The organism is Streptomyces sp. NPDC050164 (assembly GCF_044459945.1).
In the GTDB taxonomy this organism is placed as follows: domain Bacteria; phylum Actinomycetota; class Actinomycetes; order Streptomycetales; family Streptomycetaceae; genus Streptomyces; species Streptomyces coeruleorubidus_A.
In genome coordinates, this window is record NZ_JBITJK010000051.1 from 42,961 (window position 1) to 58,950 (window position 15,990).

A 15,990-nucleotide genomic window follows, 5' to 3' on the forward strand; every position below is an offset into this window, starting at 1 on the left:
CTTCTACGCCAGTGCTGATTGAGGGTGTGCTTGGGGCTGATGGGACGGTGTGTTGCTGCACCAACAATGACCTGACTCTGTGAACGATGTCAACAAGCTAACTGGTAATCACCGTGCTTGAAAACGTGTACGTAAGGTGGTCGCTCGAACCGAATCGGCCGCTGATGCGTGCCCGTGCGGCCGCAACGCCCCGTGCAGGGGGGATGCTGCGGATGTCGGAGTGACTTGGCACCATGTGGTGTGAAATCGCTGCGGGTAGCACATGACGTGCACGCGGGCTCCCGTGGCGGTTGCGGGTGCCGACCGAGGGGGAGCAGTGGCGGACTGGATCTACATCCTCAACCCGAACAAGGACACGCTGGACGGGGAGCCGTCCGACATGGAGACGATGCTCCGGCTTGCGGAGGAGGAGCCCGCACTCGAGCTCTGGCTCAGCCGCCGTAACCGCATGAGGATGGGCGACCGCCTCTGGTTCTTCTTCACGCACCCGGAGTCGGCGGTCGCCGCGGTGGCCGAAGTCGACAAAGAGCCCTGGGGCGACCCGGAGGAGCCCGACGTCTCCTACCTGGTCGGCGCGACCCTGCTCACCGCGGCGACGCAGGCGCTGTACCGCGCCCCCGTGGGCCGGGACGCACTGGGGCTCGGGCAGGTGCGGTCGGTGCAGACGGTGAAGCCGCAGGCGCTTCCGGTGCTGCTGGAGCGGGCGGGCCTCTGACCGGCAGGACGGCGGTCGGCTGCCCGGTGCCCCGGTAAGGTGACCGGCATGTCGTCCGCGCACCTTTTGATCATCGGAGACCGTGCCGCCCTGAGCTGGGTGGTGACCGAGCAGCGGATGGCTTTCCCGCCCGGGCGGGCCAAGGCGGCGCGGACGCTGGAGGAGGGTGACGAGGTCTTCCTGTACACGACGCGCGGCTGCTTCCGGAACCCCACCCGCGACCTGGGCCGCGTGATCGCCCGGGCCTCGGTCGCCAGTCCCGTATGGGCCCTGGAAGAGCCGGTCGTCTTCGGCGACCGCTCCTTCACGGAGGGCTGCCGCCTCGAGGTGTCCGGCCTGGCGCCCTTCCGCGAAGGGCTGGTCCTGCGTGACCGGGTGCCCCGGCTGTCGGTCTTCCCGGACCCGGCGACGTGGAGTGTCCGCATGCGGCGGGCGTCGCTGGCACTGCCGCCGGCGGACGCCAACCTGGTGCGTGCCGAACTTGAGTCGCTGCTTCGTCCGTACGACGAATCCGCCGGGGCCTATCGCTGGGAAACGGCGTCGGCCTGACCCGGGACAGCGGCTCCCGCGCCAGGCAGGAATCCGCCGCCCCTTCTATTGCACGGGTCCCCGCAGCCTGATCGGTGTCCTGTCACGCGCTCCGTCCAGGACCGTGTGGTCGATGGGAGGCCGAACCCGAGGTGTGGCCGCGGTGAGCGTGATGACGCCACGATCGCCGAGTGCGGCCTGCCACTCGCTGGGTCGAGGCCGGGTACCGCGCTCGCCCGCGGCCTGTGCGAAGAGCCTCCGCACCCCGTCGGTCTGACGGTCGTTGAGGCAGCCGGGAACGGGCTGCAGGTCCTGGCCCGGAAGGACGTACGGCCGCTGGGCGACGATGCGCCCCGCCACCAGGGCGGTCTTGTAGGCGTCCGTGTCCACCGTCGCGTCGGTGGAGGGCGCGAGCGGATCGTTCCAGTCCGGTGTGGCGGCCTGGGCCTGGACCGCCGCGTGCCCCACGCGGCGGAAACCGTCACAGTCGAGGAAGTGGACGGCGGGCTCGGGCGAGAGGGACCACAGGACGTTGGCCTGTGAGATGTCACCGATCACGAGTCCGGCGTCGTGGAACCAGCCAATGGCCTCGACGCAGGCCAGGGCGAGAGCCCTGCGCTGCTCCGGGCCTGGCTGAACGACGTCCTGCCAGGCCGCCTTCGGCGGCCGGATCAGATACTGCAGTTCGACCAGCTTCGTCGCCCCCGCAGAGGTCCGCCATGTCATGTGGGCGGGGGCGCGTCTCATGAGGAAACCGAGCGTCCGGCCGCCCTCGACCACACGGCACAAGGGCCAGGCGGCAAGGGCGTCGAGGCGGCTTCTGTCCGCCTGGCCGAGGCCCTGTCGCAAGGCGACCAGGTCGGCGAGGGCGGTGCCGTTGACCTTGTACGGCTCCTTGTACTCCTTGAACAGGAGTGGGCCGCCCGTGACCGCGTGAACATCACCCTGGCCGCCGCTGCCGACCCGTGCTCCCAGGGCGAGCGACGACCGTGCGACGTCGGCTCCGTCCTCAGCGCTCATTCCGTTCCTTCCCACATACAGATGACGGTCCGGTCGTCGTCGTAGGACTTGGCCCGCGTCTGCGCCTGCCACAGGAAGTCGGACAGCGACGGTGCTTGCGGCCCGCCCCACGCGTGCGCGAGGTGCTGAGCGAACTCAGGATCCCTCTGGGCGAGCGGGTTGGTGATGCCGTCGGTGCCCAGGAGGAGAACCTGGCCCGGTTCGCTGTACAGCAGCTTGGCCTTGACGCTTCGGTAGGCGTGCGGGAGGGCCTCGGTGCGGGTGTCCAGGAGACTTCCGTCGTCCACCTGATCGGCCTGGTGCCATTGCCCGTCCAGCAAGACGAACAGCCCGCCGTCACCTACGCTGCAGACGAGACGCTCGCGGATGCGGGCGTCGGTCGGCACCAGCAGGACGTGCAGGGTGGTGGCGTGTTCCTGCCCGATGCGCAGTTCGCTGACCGCGCCGGCAATCGCCTTGTTGGCGATCGCGCGAAGCTCACCCTCGTCCCGGGCAATCAGCGCCGCATGGATGTTCTCCGCCTCCCGGTCCAGATGGAGAGCCGCCTGGCGAGTGACGTGGTACGAGCCTTCGTGCGAGTGCGTCGCCGAGCCCACCCCGTCGGCGACCGCCAGCAACAGCAGTTCGGCCTCGGGCGGACCGACGCGGGTCACCGTCATGGAGTCCTGGCGGCAGCTTCCCTCCCAGTTGTGGGAGTCACCACGGATGGACGCCGCCCGTACGGTCAGCCGTCCGACCTGGGCCCCGTCCAGCAGCACGGCCGGGGTGAGGGCCGCGAACTGGTCGCCGTCCCGCACGGACGGACATTGCAGCGGGTGCGGCGGGTAGCTGGGAGGCCGTTGGCCGACGTGCGCCGGCGCCCCGCGCGACGGAACGTCTCCGGGCTCCGCTGGAGCCGGATCGAGGCGCTCCGCCGTCGGAAGCGGGGGCTGCGGCGTGGGACCGGCAGTCCCGAGCGTGCGCGTGTCCTGGACGATGCCGGTGGGCAGACCCGCCAAGTGCTCGTCGAGGTCGTCACGGTGGGCGCGTCCGTCGCGACCCGGCACATCCTCGTGAGGCTTGGGCGCTTCTCCGTACGGCATCGGGCCGCTCACAGCTTGTCCAGGGAAAGGCTGGTGAACCCGGGCACCTGCTCGTCCACCTGGAGCTGGAACCCGTCTCCGCCCTGGGCGGCCATGCTGGTCGCCGAGCTGACGATGGACCGGGTGAGGCTTGAGGCGAACTCGCGCAATGCGACGGCCGGCGAGATGGAGTCGTTCTGCTGGATGAACGCCTTGAAGTTGGCCACCTCGGTGATCGTCGCGGCGTCGGCGTCGCTGATGCCGAACGCGATGATCTTCGGCGCGTAGCGGAAGGCGTTCAGCTCGCTGAGCGCGGTGCGCCAGCCCTCATCCGTGGGGATGCCGTCGGAGAGGAAGAACACCACGGGCCGGTAGACGTCGTGACCCTCGCCCTTCAGCCCCGCGACGTCCTTCTCGATGGTGTCCTTGAGCAGTCGGAAGGCGGCACCGAAGGAGGTGACACCGCCCGCAGACAGGGACGGCAGCTGCGTCAGCTCGCTCAGGTCGGCGAGGGGCTGCAGCACGGAGGCCTGGGTGGAGAAGCCGATGAGCGCGAAGCGCGTCTTGTCCGCGACACTCGGATTGGTGCTGATCTCCTGGTGCAGGTCGGGCAACGCCGCGTTGATGGCGTCCACGCCACCGCCGGCCATGGAGCCGGACTCGTCGCACACCATGTAGAAGGGGAGGAGCTGCATGGGCTGTTTCTCCTGGGCTGATGAGACGGCGTAACCGTCAACGGGTGTAGAAGTAGATCTCCAGATCGGCCGAGCCCGAGGGGCCGCCGTTCCAGAAGTCCCGCGTCGTCGCGCCGGTGAATATGTCCGGCCGCGCCTTCCGCAGGGCCTTGTTGACGTCCCGCGCGTATGCCTGGCCGTCGCCGGGCTCCGGTGCCTGGCCGAAGGTCAGGACGAAGGCTGCTTCGCGTCCTTGGTAACGGGTGGTTGCGGCACGGAGCTGTTTCACCATCCGTGTGCTGTCGCCGACCGCTGCGGTCAGACGGACCTTCACCGGCTTGCGCGCCACCGACCGCGGTCCGGTCGGCGTCCGACTCGGTTCCGGTGACGGCGTGACCACCGCCGACTTGGAGGGCTCGGCCTCTGACCGCGCGGCGAGAGGGTCACCGCGGTCTCCCATGGACACCAGGGCGAGCACGAGCAGCATGTCGGCGAAGAGCCAACCGGCCAAGTGAAGCGGTGTGAACCGGAAACGCCTCTTCAGAGGGCTCACCGAGCCGGTCCGATCCCGGTCCGCAGCTTCTCGGCCTGCCGCAGATCGCTCTCCGCGCGCCGTTGGGCCGCCTCGGCACCCGCACGCGCCGTCTCCGCCTCGCTGCGAGCTGCTTCTGCCTCGATCCGGGCGTCCTCGGCCTCGTTGCGTGCGGCCTCCGTATCGCGGAGTGCCCGTTCCAGGGCTTCGGTGACCGTGACGAAGCGGTCCGTCGCCTCCTGCACGGCGCGGCTGCGCGCCTCCATGCCGAGCAGAGCCTCCCGCGACGCCTCGGCTGCCTCACCGGTTCGATCGGCCACCGAACCGAGGTCGTTGAGCAGGCGGCCGTTGACGTCCGCCACGACCTCGATGCCGGTGGTGAACCCGCGCTGCGAGGCGGCCAGTACGGTCAGCGAGTCCTCGACTTGCCGCGCAGCGTCCGACAGCGCGCCTCGTACGCGCTCACCGTTGTCGCCTACTGCCGTCTCCAGCCGGTCCGCCGCACGGGACAGGACGTCGCGCATGCTGTCGCCGGCCGTCCTCAGGTCCTCAACTGCCTTGTCCAGGACGCGGGTCTGTCCGCTGACCGCGTCGGCCAGCTGGCGGCCCGCCTGCGTCAGCGGGTCGTCCAGTCCCTGGACGGCCGCCTGAAGGGCCGTACCGCTGTCGCGGACGGTCTCCTCGATGCGCAGCACGACCTGCTCGATGGGGCGTATGTACGCCTCCGCCTGGGCGAGACGCCGCTCCGCCTTGTCCGCGGCCTCGCTCACCATCTCTGCGGCTCGACTGAGCGCCTCCTGCGTGGTGATGGCCTTGGTGTGCATCCGCTGTAGCCGTCCGGCCGCCGAGTTGAGCTCAGCGGCGAAACGCTGAGGTGAGGCGAACCGGTGCTCGTTGAGTGAGAGCTGGGCGCGAGTGAGGATGGGGACCAGGCGGGCCAGAGCCGCTCCGGCACGCCCGCGGGCCTGCTCCTCGCGTCGTTCGGCGCTGGTACGCCGGTATCCGTGGACGGCCGTGAGAAAGAACAGCATCAGCAGGGCAAGGCACCCGCCGACGGCGACGTGACCGAAGCGGTACGTCTCGCTCAGGTGTCCGTCGAATCCGGACTGCCACAGCTGCAGGAACGGACGGCCTGCGGCCTTGGGGTCGTCCCCGGTGAGCGCCCCGTAGGCACTCGATGCCTGCCACAGGCCGAACCAGGTGAAGAGCAAGGGCAGGAAGACCAACGCTCCCAGCACCCAGTCCAGCACCGAGTCGAGCTGTTCGCCCCGACGGGCGTCCACCGGTTCGGCGATGCTCTCGGACCGGGCGAAGTGGGTCATCAGGTCGAGATCGGCCCAGGCGTCGAGGGCTTCCACGTCGGTGGAGTCGAGTGCCTGTGCCAGTGCGCGCAGTTCTTCCGCGCGTGGGGCGAGCACAGGATCCTGCGCCGCGTCCTCGAGGTGACGTGCCGTCACCCCTTTGTCGAGATGTGTCCCCGTGAACATTCCCCACCCTTGCCCGGTGAAGCCGGGACTTTGTGCAGATCCGAGCGCGGCGGGAACAGGGCGACGGCGCGCCTCACGTACCCCTGCCGCATGAACGAAGTGACAGGAACCTTCACATCTCCTTCACTGATCGGGCAATAATAGACGACGATCACATGGCATGGACGGCGTGGCGTAAAACAGTTGCGTAGGTTGCTGAGGTATAGGGGCATGCGTTGAGCGGTGACGGCAGGCGGCGGACGGTCATCGACCTGACCGGAAGGGGAGTCGCCGACGCGGGGACGCGGGCACAGCGAAGGTCACCGGCACGTCCCGTGGAACTCACCAAGCAGACGCCTCGCGCCGCGATCACGGGTCGGGGCGTTCTCCAGATGAACCTCAACTGGTCGGTCACGGGGGAGGCCGACCTCGACCTTGGGTGCCTGGTGCTGACCCGCGACGGACTGGGCACCGCGGTGCAACCTCTCGGCGCACAGTTCGGTGACCTCGACGCCTGGCCCTACGTCAGTCTCGACCAGGACGACCGGACCGGCGAGACCTCGGACGGCGAAACCCTCCGCATCAGCCTCGAGCAGCGGCACCAGTTCACCAAGCTGCTCGCCTACGTGTACCTCTACGAGGGCGCAGCCGACTTCCGCACGCTGGGAGGCGTCGTCACCGTCAGCGCGCCCGACGGCACATGGCGCATCCACCTGGACGACTCCCCGGCCGGATCCACGTCCTGCGCCATCGCCCTGATCACACCGGGGCGGGGCGGGGTCGCCCTGGAGCTGCAGCGTGAGGTCCGCTGGTTCACCGCCGAGCCGTTCCTGTCCAACCAGCAACTCATCGACCGCGCTTACGGCTTCGGCTTCGACTGGGTACCGGGCACCAAGCCACCCTTGTAGGCGGGTGCCGTCGGGAGCCGGCTGGCGGCCTTGCCCTGACGTCCGTCAGCAGTAGGACCAGCTCCAGTCGTTCGACCTGTACGCGCACGTGATCCGAGTGCCGCCCGCGGTCGTGGTCGTGGCTCCGTGGTCACCGTTCGGGCAGTACTGCACCGCCTGGTAGCAGTTGCCCGGGTTGGAGACGATGGAGCAGGTCCGGAGCCGCTGCCGCTGCCGCTGCCGATGCAGGGCTGGTCGTCGAGTTCGGGCTCGACGGGATGTCGCGCACCGAACAGGAAGTGGCGGTGCGGGCAGTCTCGCGCCTCGTCGACGCCAACGGGGCAGCATCTGGGGCGTGCTCCTCGACCGACGTGGTCTCACGGAGGAGACGGACTGGGACGGTGTGATGCTGGGGAGGCCGGTCGAGATCGCCGGATGGCCTGATGCCCTGGGCGTGCGGCCGGAGGTGGCGGCTCGACGCCCTCGGCTACGAAGCGCTCAAGGGGTGTCGAGGCCGCCCTTGGTGTTCTACGGAGAGGGTGCCGGCCGCTGAGCGCCGCCGTTGACGGACATGTGGCTCCACACCACATGCTCCAGCCCTCCGCGATCGTGCCCGAGACGGTCGGCGGCCTCTTCGTAGACCCGGCGAAGCCCGTGATAGGTGGTCGCTCCGACACCCGCCTGCCGAGCGAACGCGCGCAGATGCACGTCCACCGCCACATGGGATCCTCCGACCAGAGAGCCCAGATAGTCGACCGTCTTGGCGCCGACTCCGTGCACGGCGAGGAGTGCGGAGCGGCTGGTGTCCTCCTTCAGCCATGCCCTGAGTTCGTCGCGGGTCTCCACCCCGCTCGCGGCGAGAAGGTCTGTGATCGCGACGATGGCGGCGAGCTTCCTCCGGTTGGTCGTTCGCAGTACTGCGCTGAGCTCGCCTTCGGCCGCACGCGCACGAAAACGAGTCACCGTGTGCGCGTCCGGCCAAGCCGACTGCAGTTCCTTGACGCGCGGCCGTACCCAGCGCTCGTAGTGCCTGGCCTGCTGGAGGACGGCGTCACAGATCACCGCACCCATGTGGTGCCAGCCGCCTGCGCGGAGAAAGGGCCCCTCGCCCAGGGTGGTCCGCACGTGGTTCGCAAGCTTGGCGACGTCGTCATCGATGGTCACGGCCCCATGATGAGGATGGGTACGCCCCGTGTCGACGGCTCACCAGAGGCGTCCGAGAGGCCATCGCGGAGCACGGTGCCGGCGTCGAGCCTTCGTGGCGAAGGCTTGGTGCCCACTTCTGCACGCTCCGCACGGCACGCGAGGTGAACTTCACGAGACGCGGCGACAAGTCACACGATCACTGGTGAGAAACCTCCGCCCAGGCAGTATTGCCGCTCGGTGGATACGGCTCCGTCCCCCAGCGGTCGGCGAGGGCTTCCACGAGGAGCAGGCCGCGGCCCGACTCAGCCTCCTCCTCTGGTATGGCCGCGGGCGACGGTTGCCGGTCGCCGCGCACGTCGCTCACCTCGATCCGGAGCGTGCCGGTGGCCGCGTCGACGTCCAGGGCCAGGCGGAAGTCCCGGCCCTGGACCCGGCCATGCAGCGCCGCGTTGGCAGCCAGCTCGGCCACGATGTGCTCCGCGCGCTCGGCCACGGACGGTGACACCTCCCAGGCGCGGAACTCCGCCGCCGCGAGCACGCGGGCGAGACGTGCGCCTCGACGTGTGGACGACAGGTGCTGGGCGAACGTCCTGGCGGTGGTGGGGGTGTGGGGCGTGCTCACGTTCATGGGGTCAGCCTCGCTGACCGTCAGGAGCGCGCGCCAGAAGTGCCGCTCGTACGTTGAGTCAACGTACGGATGCTTACTGTGCGTGGTACGCGAGTCGGGTGTTCACTCCGAGTGCGGAAGGACGGCAGCAACAAGTGACAGCTGCGGCGGACCGATTGGGAGAAGCCTCCGCCCGTCGGAGCAACGCGCGACTCCGGCCTGTTGGTTGCCGATGGCAGAGCCGGGCATGTGCCGCGTGGCGTACGGTTGGACCGGCCGTTCGGGCCGGTCGTCCGGCGTGCCGGGGCGGGGCGTCGGGCGGTGTGCTGGTTGCTTCGACTCGACAGGGGAGCACGCGAGATGCCCAGGACCACGCAGTTGCGTACGTACACCGTCCGCGACGGGCTGCTCGACGAGTGGGTGGAGCGGTGGCGCAATGACATCGTGCCGCTGCGGCTGAAGCTGGGCTTCGAGATCGGCGGTGCCTGGGCGGACCGGGAGCGCAACCAGTTCGTCTGGCTGATCTCCTACGAGGGACCGGAGACCTTCGCGGAGCGCAACGCGCTGTACTGGGCGTCCCCCGAGCGCGAGGCGATGGGTCTCGACCCGGACGACTACCACCGCGCAGGTCGAACGCCGTGCCGCCAGAGCCGTCCACCACGCGCACCAGGCCGTCCGCGGTGCTGAGGGCGAGACGGTCGCCGTGCGGCGACCACGCCACACTCCACACCCGCTCGCCCGGCGCCGTCACCGGCCCGGCGGACGCGCCGGAGTCCGCGCTCCAGATCCGCACCGTCCCGTCGTCCGAGGCGGTGGCGAGGCGGGTCCCGTCGCCGGACCACACCGCCTGGTTCACCGGCCCGTCGTGCCCCTGGACCAGAACGGACTCGGCTCCCCGCGGCCGGAGGTCCCACACCCGGCCGGTGCCGTCCGTCGACGCGGTGGCGAGCTGTGTGCCCGACGGCGACCAGGTGACGGCCCACACCGTGTCGGCGTGGCCGCGCAGCACCGCGACCTCCTTCGCGTCCTCGGTGCTGACGACACGCACCGTCCGGTCGGACGACGGGGAGGCGAGCAGCCGACCGTCCGGCGAGAAGGCCGGGTTCCACACGTAGTCCGCGTGGCCGCGCAGCAGCAGCCGCAGCGCGCCCGTGCGGGCGTCCCAGATCCGGGCGGTGTGGTCACCGGACCCGGTGGCCAGCGACTCTCCGTCCGGCGACCACGCGACGCCCTCGACGAACTCGGTGTGCCCGGTCAGGGCCGTCGTGGCCGCTCCCGTCGCCGCGTCCCAGACGATCACCGTCCGGTCGTGCGACGCGGTGGCCAGACGTGAACCGTCCGGTGCCCAGGCCACGCCCCAGACGTCGCCAGTGTGGCCGCGCAGTTCGTGCACGAGTCGGCCGCTGTCGGCCTTCCACACCCGGGCCACATGGTCCCTGAACGTGGCGGCGATCAGCGTCCCGTCCGGCGACCACGCCACCCGTCGGCCGATGTCCCCGGCTCCGGCGAGCTGCCGGACCGGTTCGCCGGACACGGCATCCCAGACACGTACGACCTGGTCGCGCCCGGCAGTGGCCAGCCGGCTCGCGTCGGGGGAGAAGGACACCGACTCCACCATGGCGCCGTCGCACGGCAGCACCCGCAGCGAACGCCCCGTCTCCGCGTCGTACACGCGAGCCGTCCCGTCCCTGGACGCGGTCGCCAGCAGCCGCCCGTCGGCGGACCAGACGACGTCCCGGACTGTGTCCGTGTGCCCGTCCAGCCGGGTCCGCAGGTGACTCGCGGCCAGCGCCGTCATCAGTCCCCGCCGCGCGGCCGGGGTCGGCGCGCACTCGCCGAGCGCGGCCAGGGAGAGCAGCAACGCCCGCTCCGGCTCGGTCTCCGCGCTTGCGAGCACCTGCCGGCCGATGCTGTCGGAAACACGGGAGAGGAAGGCCAGGTCCCGGCGCTGCGAGGCGTCGACGAGCGCACGGGCGGGAGCCGACGCCTGCCCGGCCTCCTCCAACGCGGCCAGCCACCGCTGGGCGACGGCGAGGCGTTCCCCGGTGAGGAGGTAGTCCGCGCTGCGTCCGGACCGCTCCCAGTCCGCGGCCCACCGCTCCAGCTCGGCCCGCTCCCGCAGCCGTTCCGCCCGCGCCTCCGCCTCCTGCCTTAGGGGCGCCCACTGCCGGAAAAGCGCCTCGTGTGTCACCTCCGCGCAGGCGCCCCGGTGGCCGTCCGTGTTCCCCGCGGTTCCCTCCGCGGCGTAGGACCGGATCAGGCGCGCCTCGATGAACGCGTCCGCCACGTGCCGCTCTTGGTCGGTCAGCTCGGACATCCGCACCGGACGACGGGCGAGGTCCCGTTCCTCGACGGTGACGAACTTCAGCAGCACCCGCAGCGCAAAGTCGATGCCGCCCGGAGCGCCAAGGGCGGCCACCGTGTTGTCCGCCTGGCGGGCCAGGGCTCCAGCCACACCTCCGAGCTGCCGGTACGTCTCCCCGGTGACCGTGCCGCCCGGGCCGCAGGCGAAGTACAGCTCCTGGAGGAGGTAGGCGAGCAGGGGCAGCGCGTCGTCCGTACCGGTGTCGTCCACGATGGTCTCGACGAGACCGGGCTCGAACGAGATACCCACCAGTGCGGCCGGCCGCTCCACCACCTGGACGAGCTGCGCCCGGCTCAACGTGCCGATGGCGACCGGATGCTGCAGGAACGGCGCGTGACCGGTCCCGAGCAGCCGCCCCAGTAGATCCACCCGACACGTGGCCAGCACACGGACGGAGGGCTCCTGCCGCAGACACGCGTGCAGAGTCTCCAGGAACTGGGCTTGTTCCCGCTCGCCCGCGAGGGTGACCAGCTCCTCGAACTGGTCGATGACGAGTAGCACCCGCTGGAACTGCCCGGCCCGCAACCGCGACAACTCGGCCGCCAGGCTGTCCGGGCCCTGCCGCAGCCGCCGCAGCACCGCGTCGGGTGTCTCCCTGCTGCCACCGGCCACCGCCAGGGACGCGGCCAGTGCGTGCAGGGGGTTCGGCCCCGGTGAGAACGTGGGCACGATCGTCCACCGGCGTCGGCGCAGCCGGGGCATGACCCCGGCCCGGACGAGCGACGACTTGCCGCTGCCGGACGCCCCCGTCAGCATCAGGAACCGGTCGGCGGGACGGGTCGCGGAGGCGTGCAGCCGACGTGTCAGCTCGGCGGCCTGCGCCTCCCGGCCGAAGTAGACGGCCGCCTCGTCCTCGCCGAACGCGTCCAGCCCCGGGTACGGAATCCGGTCACGCGGCCACTCCGACGGCGCGGGCGCCGGGTTCTCCAGCCGGTACACGACGACCTGGCCGACCACCATGGCGACGACCAGCAGCCCGATGGCTGGCACGGACCACTGCTGGATCATCTCCAGCGCCCAGGGCGCGTCGTCCTTGCTGGTGGCGTAGTTGGTGACGATGCCAAGCAGACAGGCAACCAGCGCCAGCAGGATCTGCAGCACGACTTGGAGGCGTTGCCTCATACTGCACCGACCCCCTGTCGACCGGCTCGGTACCCGCTCGGCACTGTCACGCCCCCACCCCGTCCGTCATCCTGTGTCCCCTCACGCATTGCACATGTTGGGTCCATGGCCGTTGATGCACGAGGAACTGCGAACATCATCTTGGGACGACATGGGCGGCTTCAATAAGACCTGCGTAAACCGGCCACGCAGGCGCGCAGTGAGGGGCTTCCACCATCCCGTCGAAGTCGTCGTGGTCGAACGGCAGGAACACGGGCTGGTCCGATCCGGGCCGGCCGGTGACCGCTGTTTGGACCTTGCGTGTGTCGTCCTCAGAAGAAGGCATCGGGTCTCCGGGCGGCAGCGGCAGCGGCAGCAGGCTGTGAGGCGTGGTGGATTAGGGCGATAGCCGTCCCTATCGGCACTCCCCAGGGCTCATTCTCTGCGAGTTGCGCAGCGGGTGGGGTGGAACAGGTTAAGAGGAGCGCCAGCGGTTGCGCCCGTCGGAGCCGGGGCCGCAGACCATCGGGGTTCCCGCCTCGGTCACGCCGGTGGCGCCAGGTCGGTCGCAGAAGGAACCGGGGTGCACGGTGCCGACGTTGGTGCCGCCGGTCGAATCTTCGTCCTCGGTGGTGCCGGTGTCGTCACTGTCATTGAAGTCGGGGTCGTTGGCGGGGATCTTGTACGTCGTGTCCTTCTTCGACGGGCACTCCTGGTCGAGGTCGGCGTCGGTCCACTGGCCCAGGTCGAGGCGGACCGTGGTGGTGGAAGTGACATCACTGCCCTCGTCCGGGCGTTGGAAGCACACCCGCCACTCGTCGCTTTCCTCGGCGGCCTCCTCGGCCGTGGGCGCGTCGACGTCGAGGTAGACGTCGTCGAGCGTGACGCTGTCGAGGTCGATGCCGGCCCGGTCCAGCGCCTTGACCGCCGTGTTGTAGGTGTGGCCCACGACTTCCGGCATCGTCGGCCAGGGGAGCGGGCGCCCGTCCTTCGTAGGGCAGGGCTCGCCGTCCCGTACGGCGGCGAAGGTGACGGACTTCGCGGTGGTGTCGGCCTTCTGGAAGCACACCGTCCACGCCGACCGGAGGACGATCGGGCGGCCGTCCGGGGACGCGTCATGATGACCGGGCGTGAATCCGGCCGCACGTGCCCCCTTCTCCGCCTCGTCGAGCGCCTTGCCCGTGTAGTTGGTGAGTTCGAGGGCCTTCGCGGTGGTGGGGGACGACGTGGCTCCGGTGCTCGCGTCCTCCGCTTCCTCAGAGCTGGCATCGGGCTTGTCCGCCCCGCTGTCGTCGAGCTGACCGCTCATGCCCGCGCTGATCAGCAGCAGGAAGAAGGCGCCGAACGTGGCGCCGAGTCTGGCGTACCAGCGCCATGCGGGCAGGATCCACACCGCCACCATGGCGGCGATCATCACGAGGAAGCCGAGCAGGAGGCTCACCGCACTGAGCAGGGCCACGAGGGCCATGAGGCCGAGCAGAGCAGGGGTGGTCCTCCACCAGGGCCGGGACGGGGGCGGTGGAGTGGTGTTGTACGGGTTCACGGGGCTCTCTCGTTCTCCGGTGTTCGGTGCGGATCGGGTGGGGCCCGGACTCATGTCAGGGGGCGCAAGTGTTCAACTGCCGTGGCTGCGCTGGTGTTATGCGGGGGGATCGAGTCCGTACGGTGTGTAAGCGTACGGGCACATTCCGTGGACGGTACGTCGTCGGATCCGTCAAGCTGGGCTTCTGTCGATCGTGGGGGCCGACGGGCGACGTACAGAGGCAAGCGGAGGTGGGTGCGCATGGCGGGTGGCGCGGGTGTGGGCAGCGAGACGGGGGCCTGCGAGGCGGAACGGGAGCCGGCTCCGTCGGACAGCCTGCGGACGTTCGGGGCGGTCGTCCAGGCGCTGCGTGAGCACGCGGGGCTGAGCAGGGCGCAGTTCGGGGAGCTGGTGCGGTTCTCCAAGCACACGGTGGAGTCGGTGGAGTTGGGGCGGCGGATGGCGGATGCGTCGTTCGTCGAGCGGGCGGAGGAGGTGCTGGGGAACACGGGCGCGTTGCGGCACTCGGCTCGGTTTCTGACGCGGGGGGAGGCGGGGCTGGCGGCTTGGTTCCGGCGGTGGGCGAGGCTGGAGCGGGTGGCGGTGAGCCTGTGTACGTATGAGTGCCGGTTGGTGCCGGGGTTGTTGCAGTCGGAGGGGTACGCACGGGCACTCTTTGAGAACCGAATTCCGCTGCTGACGGACGAGCAGTTGGAGGCCCAAGTTGCGGCGAGGATGGAGCGACAACGGATGCTGTACGAACGTCCGACTGTTCCGTTCCACTTCATCGTTGAGGAAGCTGTCCTGCGGCGCAGGCTGGGCGGAGCTGAGGTGTGGCGCGAGCAACTGAACCACGTTCTGGAGCACACGTCGCCGCGCAACGTGACGTTGCAAATCATGCCGCTGGAAGCCGAGTACCACTCGTGCATGGATGGGCCTCTGCGCCTGCTGGAGACCCCGGAGGGGCGTCGACTCGCGTACTCGGAGGGCCAGGAGAGCGGCCGGCTGATTGGCGACCCGAAAGAGGCGAGAGTTCTCCAGCAGCGCTATGACACACTGCGGTCGCAGGCCCTGCACCCTAAGGATTCCCGGGCCTTGCTGGAGCGACTGCGAGGAGAGGCATGAACACGACGGAACTCGCCTGGTTCAAGTCAAGCTACAGCGGTAGCTCGGGCGACGACTGCGTGGAGGTCGCTGTGACGGAGCAGACCGTCCATGTACGAGACTCCAAGGACGTGGCACGACGACCGTTCGCCGTGGGGCGTGAGGGCTGGGCGTACTTCGTGGGCTTCGCGTCGGGGTCCTAAGTCGCGTCGTCCCGGCGGTCGCGTGATGACACGCACCGCCGGGACGCAAGAGGTCAGTGGAGGTCGGGTCCGCCCGCCTCGACGATCTCGTCGAGCACGCTGATCTCCTCGTCGGCGTCGTCCGGCACGTCGAAGTCGTCGTCGAGAAACGGTCCGGGGGTCTCCGCGTCAGCGAGATGCGGATACTTCTCCAGCAGGAACCGCCGCCGGTACGCCATCTCGGCGGCGTCGACGATCCCCTCCAGAGTGGTCCAGTTGAGGGTGCCCCCTACCACGATCCCGAATGCGGGTACCGCCTTGCCGAAGCCCTTCTTGGTGAGACGGAAGCCGAACGCCTTCGCGAACTGCGAGGAGACCTTGGTGACGACTGACTCGCTGAGGACTTCCCACGCCTTGCCGCGGAAGAGCGCCTGGGTGAGCCGCGAGATGTCGGCCATCGCGGCATTTTTGGCGGTGGCCGAACTTGCTGTCCCGACGTTGACGACAGACATCACGAAGAGTTTTTCGGCAGGCTCTTCAGGGTCGTAGCCGTAGGACAGCGAGACATGGCCGACGGCGCGGGATGCGAGTCCGAGGACGGCAGCGGTGTCGGCGGCGAAAGCTCCCGCGATCGCGCCTCCCGAAGGTGCTGCCGCGGCGCCGGCGGAGGCGGCGAGGACGAGCTCTCCTCCGGAGATCACCAGTCCCGCACCGGCTCCCGAGAGCGCCGCGGCAGCCGGGTAGTACCAGCTCGCCTTCCGCCCACGGACAGCGTCGACCTGCTCAAGGTCGAGGCGGCGCAGGTCGGAGAGCGACTCGACCTCGTGCCCGCGCTTCTTGTGGAGTGCCACTACTCGCTTGGGGGACAGTCCTGCTCGCGAGACCCGCCCCACCGTCTTCCGCAGGGACTGAACGGCAGTGCCGCTCCAGTCCGGCAGGGCGTCGGCGGCTCCGCGAGCCCCGGCGCCGACCTTCTGAGCGCCCTTAGCCTCGCGCTTTCATGAACGTGCTCGTCCATGCCTTGATCAAATAAGCGGAGAGTGCTCCTGACCTGCAACGATGGGACTTGTCGAGGGTCCT

Annotated in this window: 15 protein-coding genes and 1 pseudogene; 6 read left to right on the forward strand and 10 right to left on the reverse strand. The window is 69.7% G+C overall.

Annotated elements, in window-relative coordinates; all coding sequences use genetic code 11:
• Positions 1–316: 316 nt before the first annotated feature.
• Positions 317–715: a hypothetical protein gene (locus tag ACIBNA_RS40265; RefSeq protein WP_399170262.1), complete on the forward strand. Its 399-nt coding sequence runs from the start codon at positions 317–319 to the stop codon at positions 713–715.
• A gap of 48 nt (positions 716–763) precedes the next feature.
• Positions 764–1,264, forward strand: coding sequence for a hypothetical protein (locus ACIBNA_RS40270; RefSeq protein WP_399170263.1), 501 nt, complete (start codon positions 764–766; stop codon positions 1,262–1,264).
• A 45-nt stretch (positions 1,265–1,309) separates the two neighbouring features.
• Here the strand turns inward: ACIBNA_RS40270 and ACIBNA_RS40275 are convergent, their stop codons facing one another.
• From ACIBNA_RS40275 to ACIBNA_RS40295, 5 genes are all read right to left on the reverse strand, one after another.
• Positions 1,310–2,263 carry a hypothetical protein gene (locus ACIBNA_RS40275; RefSeq protein ID WP_399170264.1) on the reverse strand — a complete coding sequence of 318 codons (954 nt, stop codon included), beginning with the start codon at positions 2,261–2,263 and terminating at the stop codon, positions 1,310–1,312.
• Positions 2,260–3,060 carry a protein phosphatase 2C domain-containing protein gene (locus ACIBNA_RS40280; protein WP_399170265.1) on the reverse strand — a complete coding sequence of 267 codons (801 nt, stop codon included), beginning with the start codon at positions 3,058–3,060 and terminating at the stop codon, positions 2,260–2,262. The genes ACIBNA_RS40275 and ACIBNA_RS40280 overlap by 4 nt, the downstream gene beginning before the upstream one ends.
• Positions 3,061–3,353: 293 nt before the next feature.
• The gene (locus tag ACIBNA_RS40285; RefSeq protein ID WP_399170266.1) at positions 3,354–4,019 is read right to left on the reverse strand and encodes a VWA domain-containing protein; all 666 of its coding nucleotides are present in this window, start codon (positions 4,017–4,019) and stop codon (positions 3,354–3,356) included.
• Between the two features lie 37 nt (positions 4,020–4,056).
• Positions 4,057–4,509: a hypothetical protein gene (locus ACIBNA_RS40290; RefSeq protein ID WP_399170267.1), complete on the reverse strand. Its 453-nt coding sequence runs from the start codon at positions 4,507–4,509 to the stop codon at positions 4,057–4,059.
• Positions 4,510–4,547: 38 nt separating this feature from the next.
• Positions 4,548–6,017, reverse strand: coding sequence for a hypothetical protein (locus ACIBNA_RS40295; protein ID WP_399170268.1), 1,470 nt, complete (start codon positions 6,015–6,017; stop codon positions 4,548–4,550).
• 314 nt (positions 6,018–6,331) lie between these two features.
• On the opposite strand from ACIBNA_RS40295, the gene ACIBNA_RS40300 reads away from it, so the two are divergent.
• Entirely contained in the window at positions 6,332–6,904 is a 573-nt protein-coding gene (locus ACIBNA_RS40300; RefSeq protein WP_399170270.1) for a tellurium resistance protein, read from the forward strand.
• Positions 6,905–7,411: 507 nt separating this feature from the next.
• Here ACIBNA_RS40300 and ACIBNA_RS40305 read toward each other — a convergent pair.
• Entirely contained in the window at positions 7,412–8,047 is a 636-nt protein-coding gene (locus ACIBNA_RS40305) for a hypothetical protein (RefSeq protein ID WP_399170272.1), read from the reverse strand.
• 178 nt (positions 8,048–8,225) lie between these two features.
• A complete protein-coding gene (locus ACIBNA_RS40310) occupies positions 8,226–8,657 on the reverse strand; it encodes an ATP-binding protein (protein ID WP_399170273.1) in 432 nt (143 codons plus the stop codon).
• A 339-nt stretch (positions 8,658–8,996) separates the two neighbouring features.
• Here ACIBNA_RS40310 and ACIBNA_RS40315 point away from each other — a divergent pair, with 339 nt between their 5' ends.
• Complete coding sequence (locus tag ACIBNA_RS40315) at positions 8,997–9,323, forward strand: NIPSNAP family protein (protein WP_399170280.1); 327 nt, start codon at positions 8,997–8,999, stop codon at positions 9,321–9,323.
• Here the strand turns inward: ACIBNA_RS40315 and ACIBNA_RS40320 are convergent.
• Both ACIBNA_RS40320 and ACIBNA_RS40325 read right to left on the reverse strand, forming a co-directional pair.
• Positions 9,301–12,123 (reverse strand): annotated as a pseudogene (locus ACIBNA_RS40320) (AAA family ATPase); the annotation flags it as partial. The gene ACIBNA_RS40315 and the pseudogene ACIBNA_RS40320 overlap by 23 nt on opposite strands.
• A gap of 454 nt (positions 12,124–12,577) precedes the next feature.
• On the reverse strand, positions 12,578–13,645 hold the full coding sequence (locus tag ACIBNA_RS40325; RefSeq protein WP_399170274.1) for a PASTA domain-containing protein: 1,068 nt from the start codon (positions 13,643–13,645) through the stop codon (positions 12,578–12,580).
• A 240-nt stretch (positions 13,646–13,885) separates the two neighbouring features.
• Between ACIBNA_RS40325 and ACIBNA_RS40330 the strand changes: the two genes are divergently transcribed.
• Positions 13,886–14,749, forward strand: coding sequence for a Scr1 family TA system antitoxin-like transcriptional regulator (locus ACIBNA_RS40330; RefSeq protein ID WP_399170275.1), 864 nt, complete (start codon positions 13,886–13,888; stop codon positions 14,747–14,749).
• Positions 14,746–14,931 carry a DUF397 domain-containing protein gene (locus ACIBNA_RS40335; protein WP_399170276.1) on the forward strand — a complete coding sequence of 62 codons (186 nt, stop codon included), beginning with the start codon at positions 14,746–14,748 and terminating at the stop codon, positions 14,929–14,931. The genes ACIBNA_RS40330 and ACIBNA_RS40335 overlap by 4 nt, the downstream gene beginning before the upstream one ends.
• A 53-nt stretch (positions 14,932–14,984) precedes the next feature.
• On the opposite strand, the gene ACIBNA_RS40340 is transcribed toward ACIBNA_RS40335, so the two are convergent.
• Positions 14,985–15,761: an EcsC family protein gene (locus ACIBNA_RS40340; protein ID WP_399170277.1), complete on the reverse strand. Its 777-nt coding sequence runs from the start codon at positions 15,759–15,761 to the stop codon at positions 14,985–14,987.
• Positions 15,762–15,990: the final 229 nt, after the last annotated feature.

What these genes read in the sequence shown, in the direction of transcription:
- ACIBNA_RS40270 (WP_399170263.1), top strand. Translation starts at nt 764, where the DNA reads ATGTCGTCCGCGCACCTTTTGATCATCGGAGACCGTGCCGCCCTGAGC.
- ACIBNA_RS40275 (WP_399170264.1), bottom strand. Translation starts at nt 2,263, where the DNA reads ATGAGCGCTGAGGACGGAGCCGACGTCGCACGGTCGTCGCTCGCCCTG.
- ACIBNA_RS40285 (WP_399170266.1), bottom strand. Translation starts at nt 4,019, where the DNA reads ATGCAGCTCCTCCCCTTCTACATGGTGTGCGACGAGTCCGGCTCCATG.
- ACIBNA_RS40295 (WP_399170268.1), bottom strand. Translation starts at nt 6,017, where the DNA reads ATGTTCACGGGGACACATCTCGACAAAGGGGTGACGGCACGTCACCTC.
- ACIBNA_RS40310 (WP_399170273.1), bottom strand. Translation starts at nt 8,657, where the DNA reads ATGAACGTGAGCACGCCCCACACCCCCACCACCGCCAGGACGTTCGCC.
- ACIBNA_RS40315 (WP_399170280.1), top strand. Translation starts at nt 8,997, where the DNA reads ATGCCCAGGACCACGCAGTTGCGTACGTACACCGTCCGCGACGGGCTG.
- ACIBNA_RS40330 (WP_399170275.1), top strand. Translation starts at nt 13,886, where the DNA reads ATGGCGGGTGGCGCGGGTGTGGGCAGCGAGACGGGGGCCTGCGAGGCG.
- ACIBNA_RS40335 (WP_399170276.1), top strand. Translation starts at nt 14,746, where the DNA reads ATGAACACGACGGAACTCGCCTGGTTCAAGTCAAGCTACAGCGGTAGC.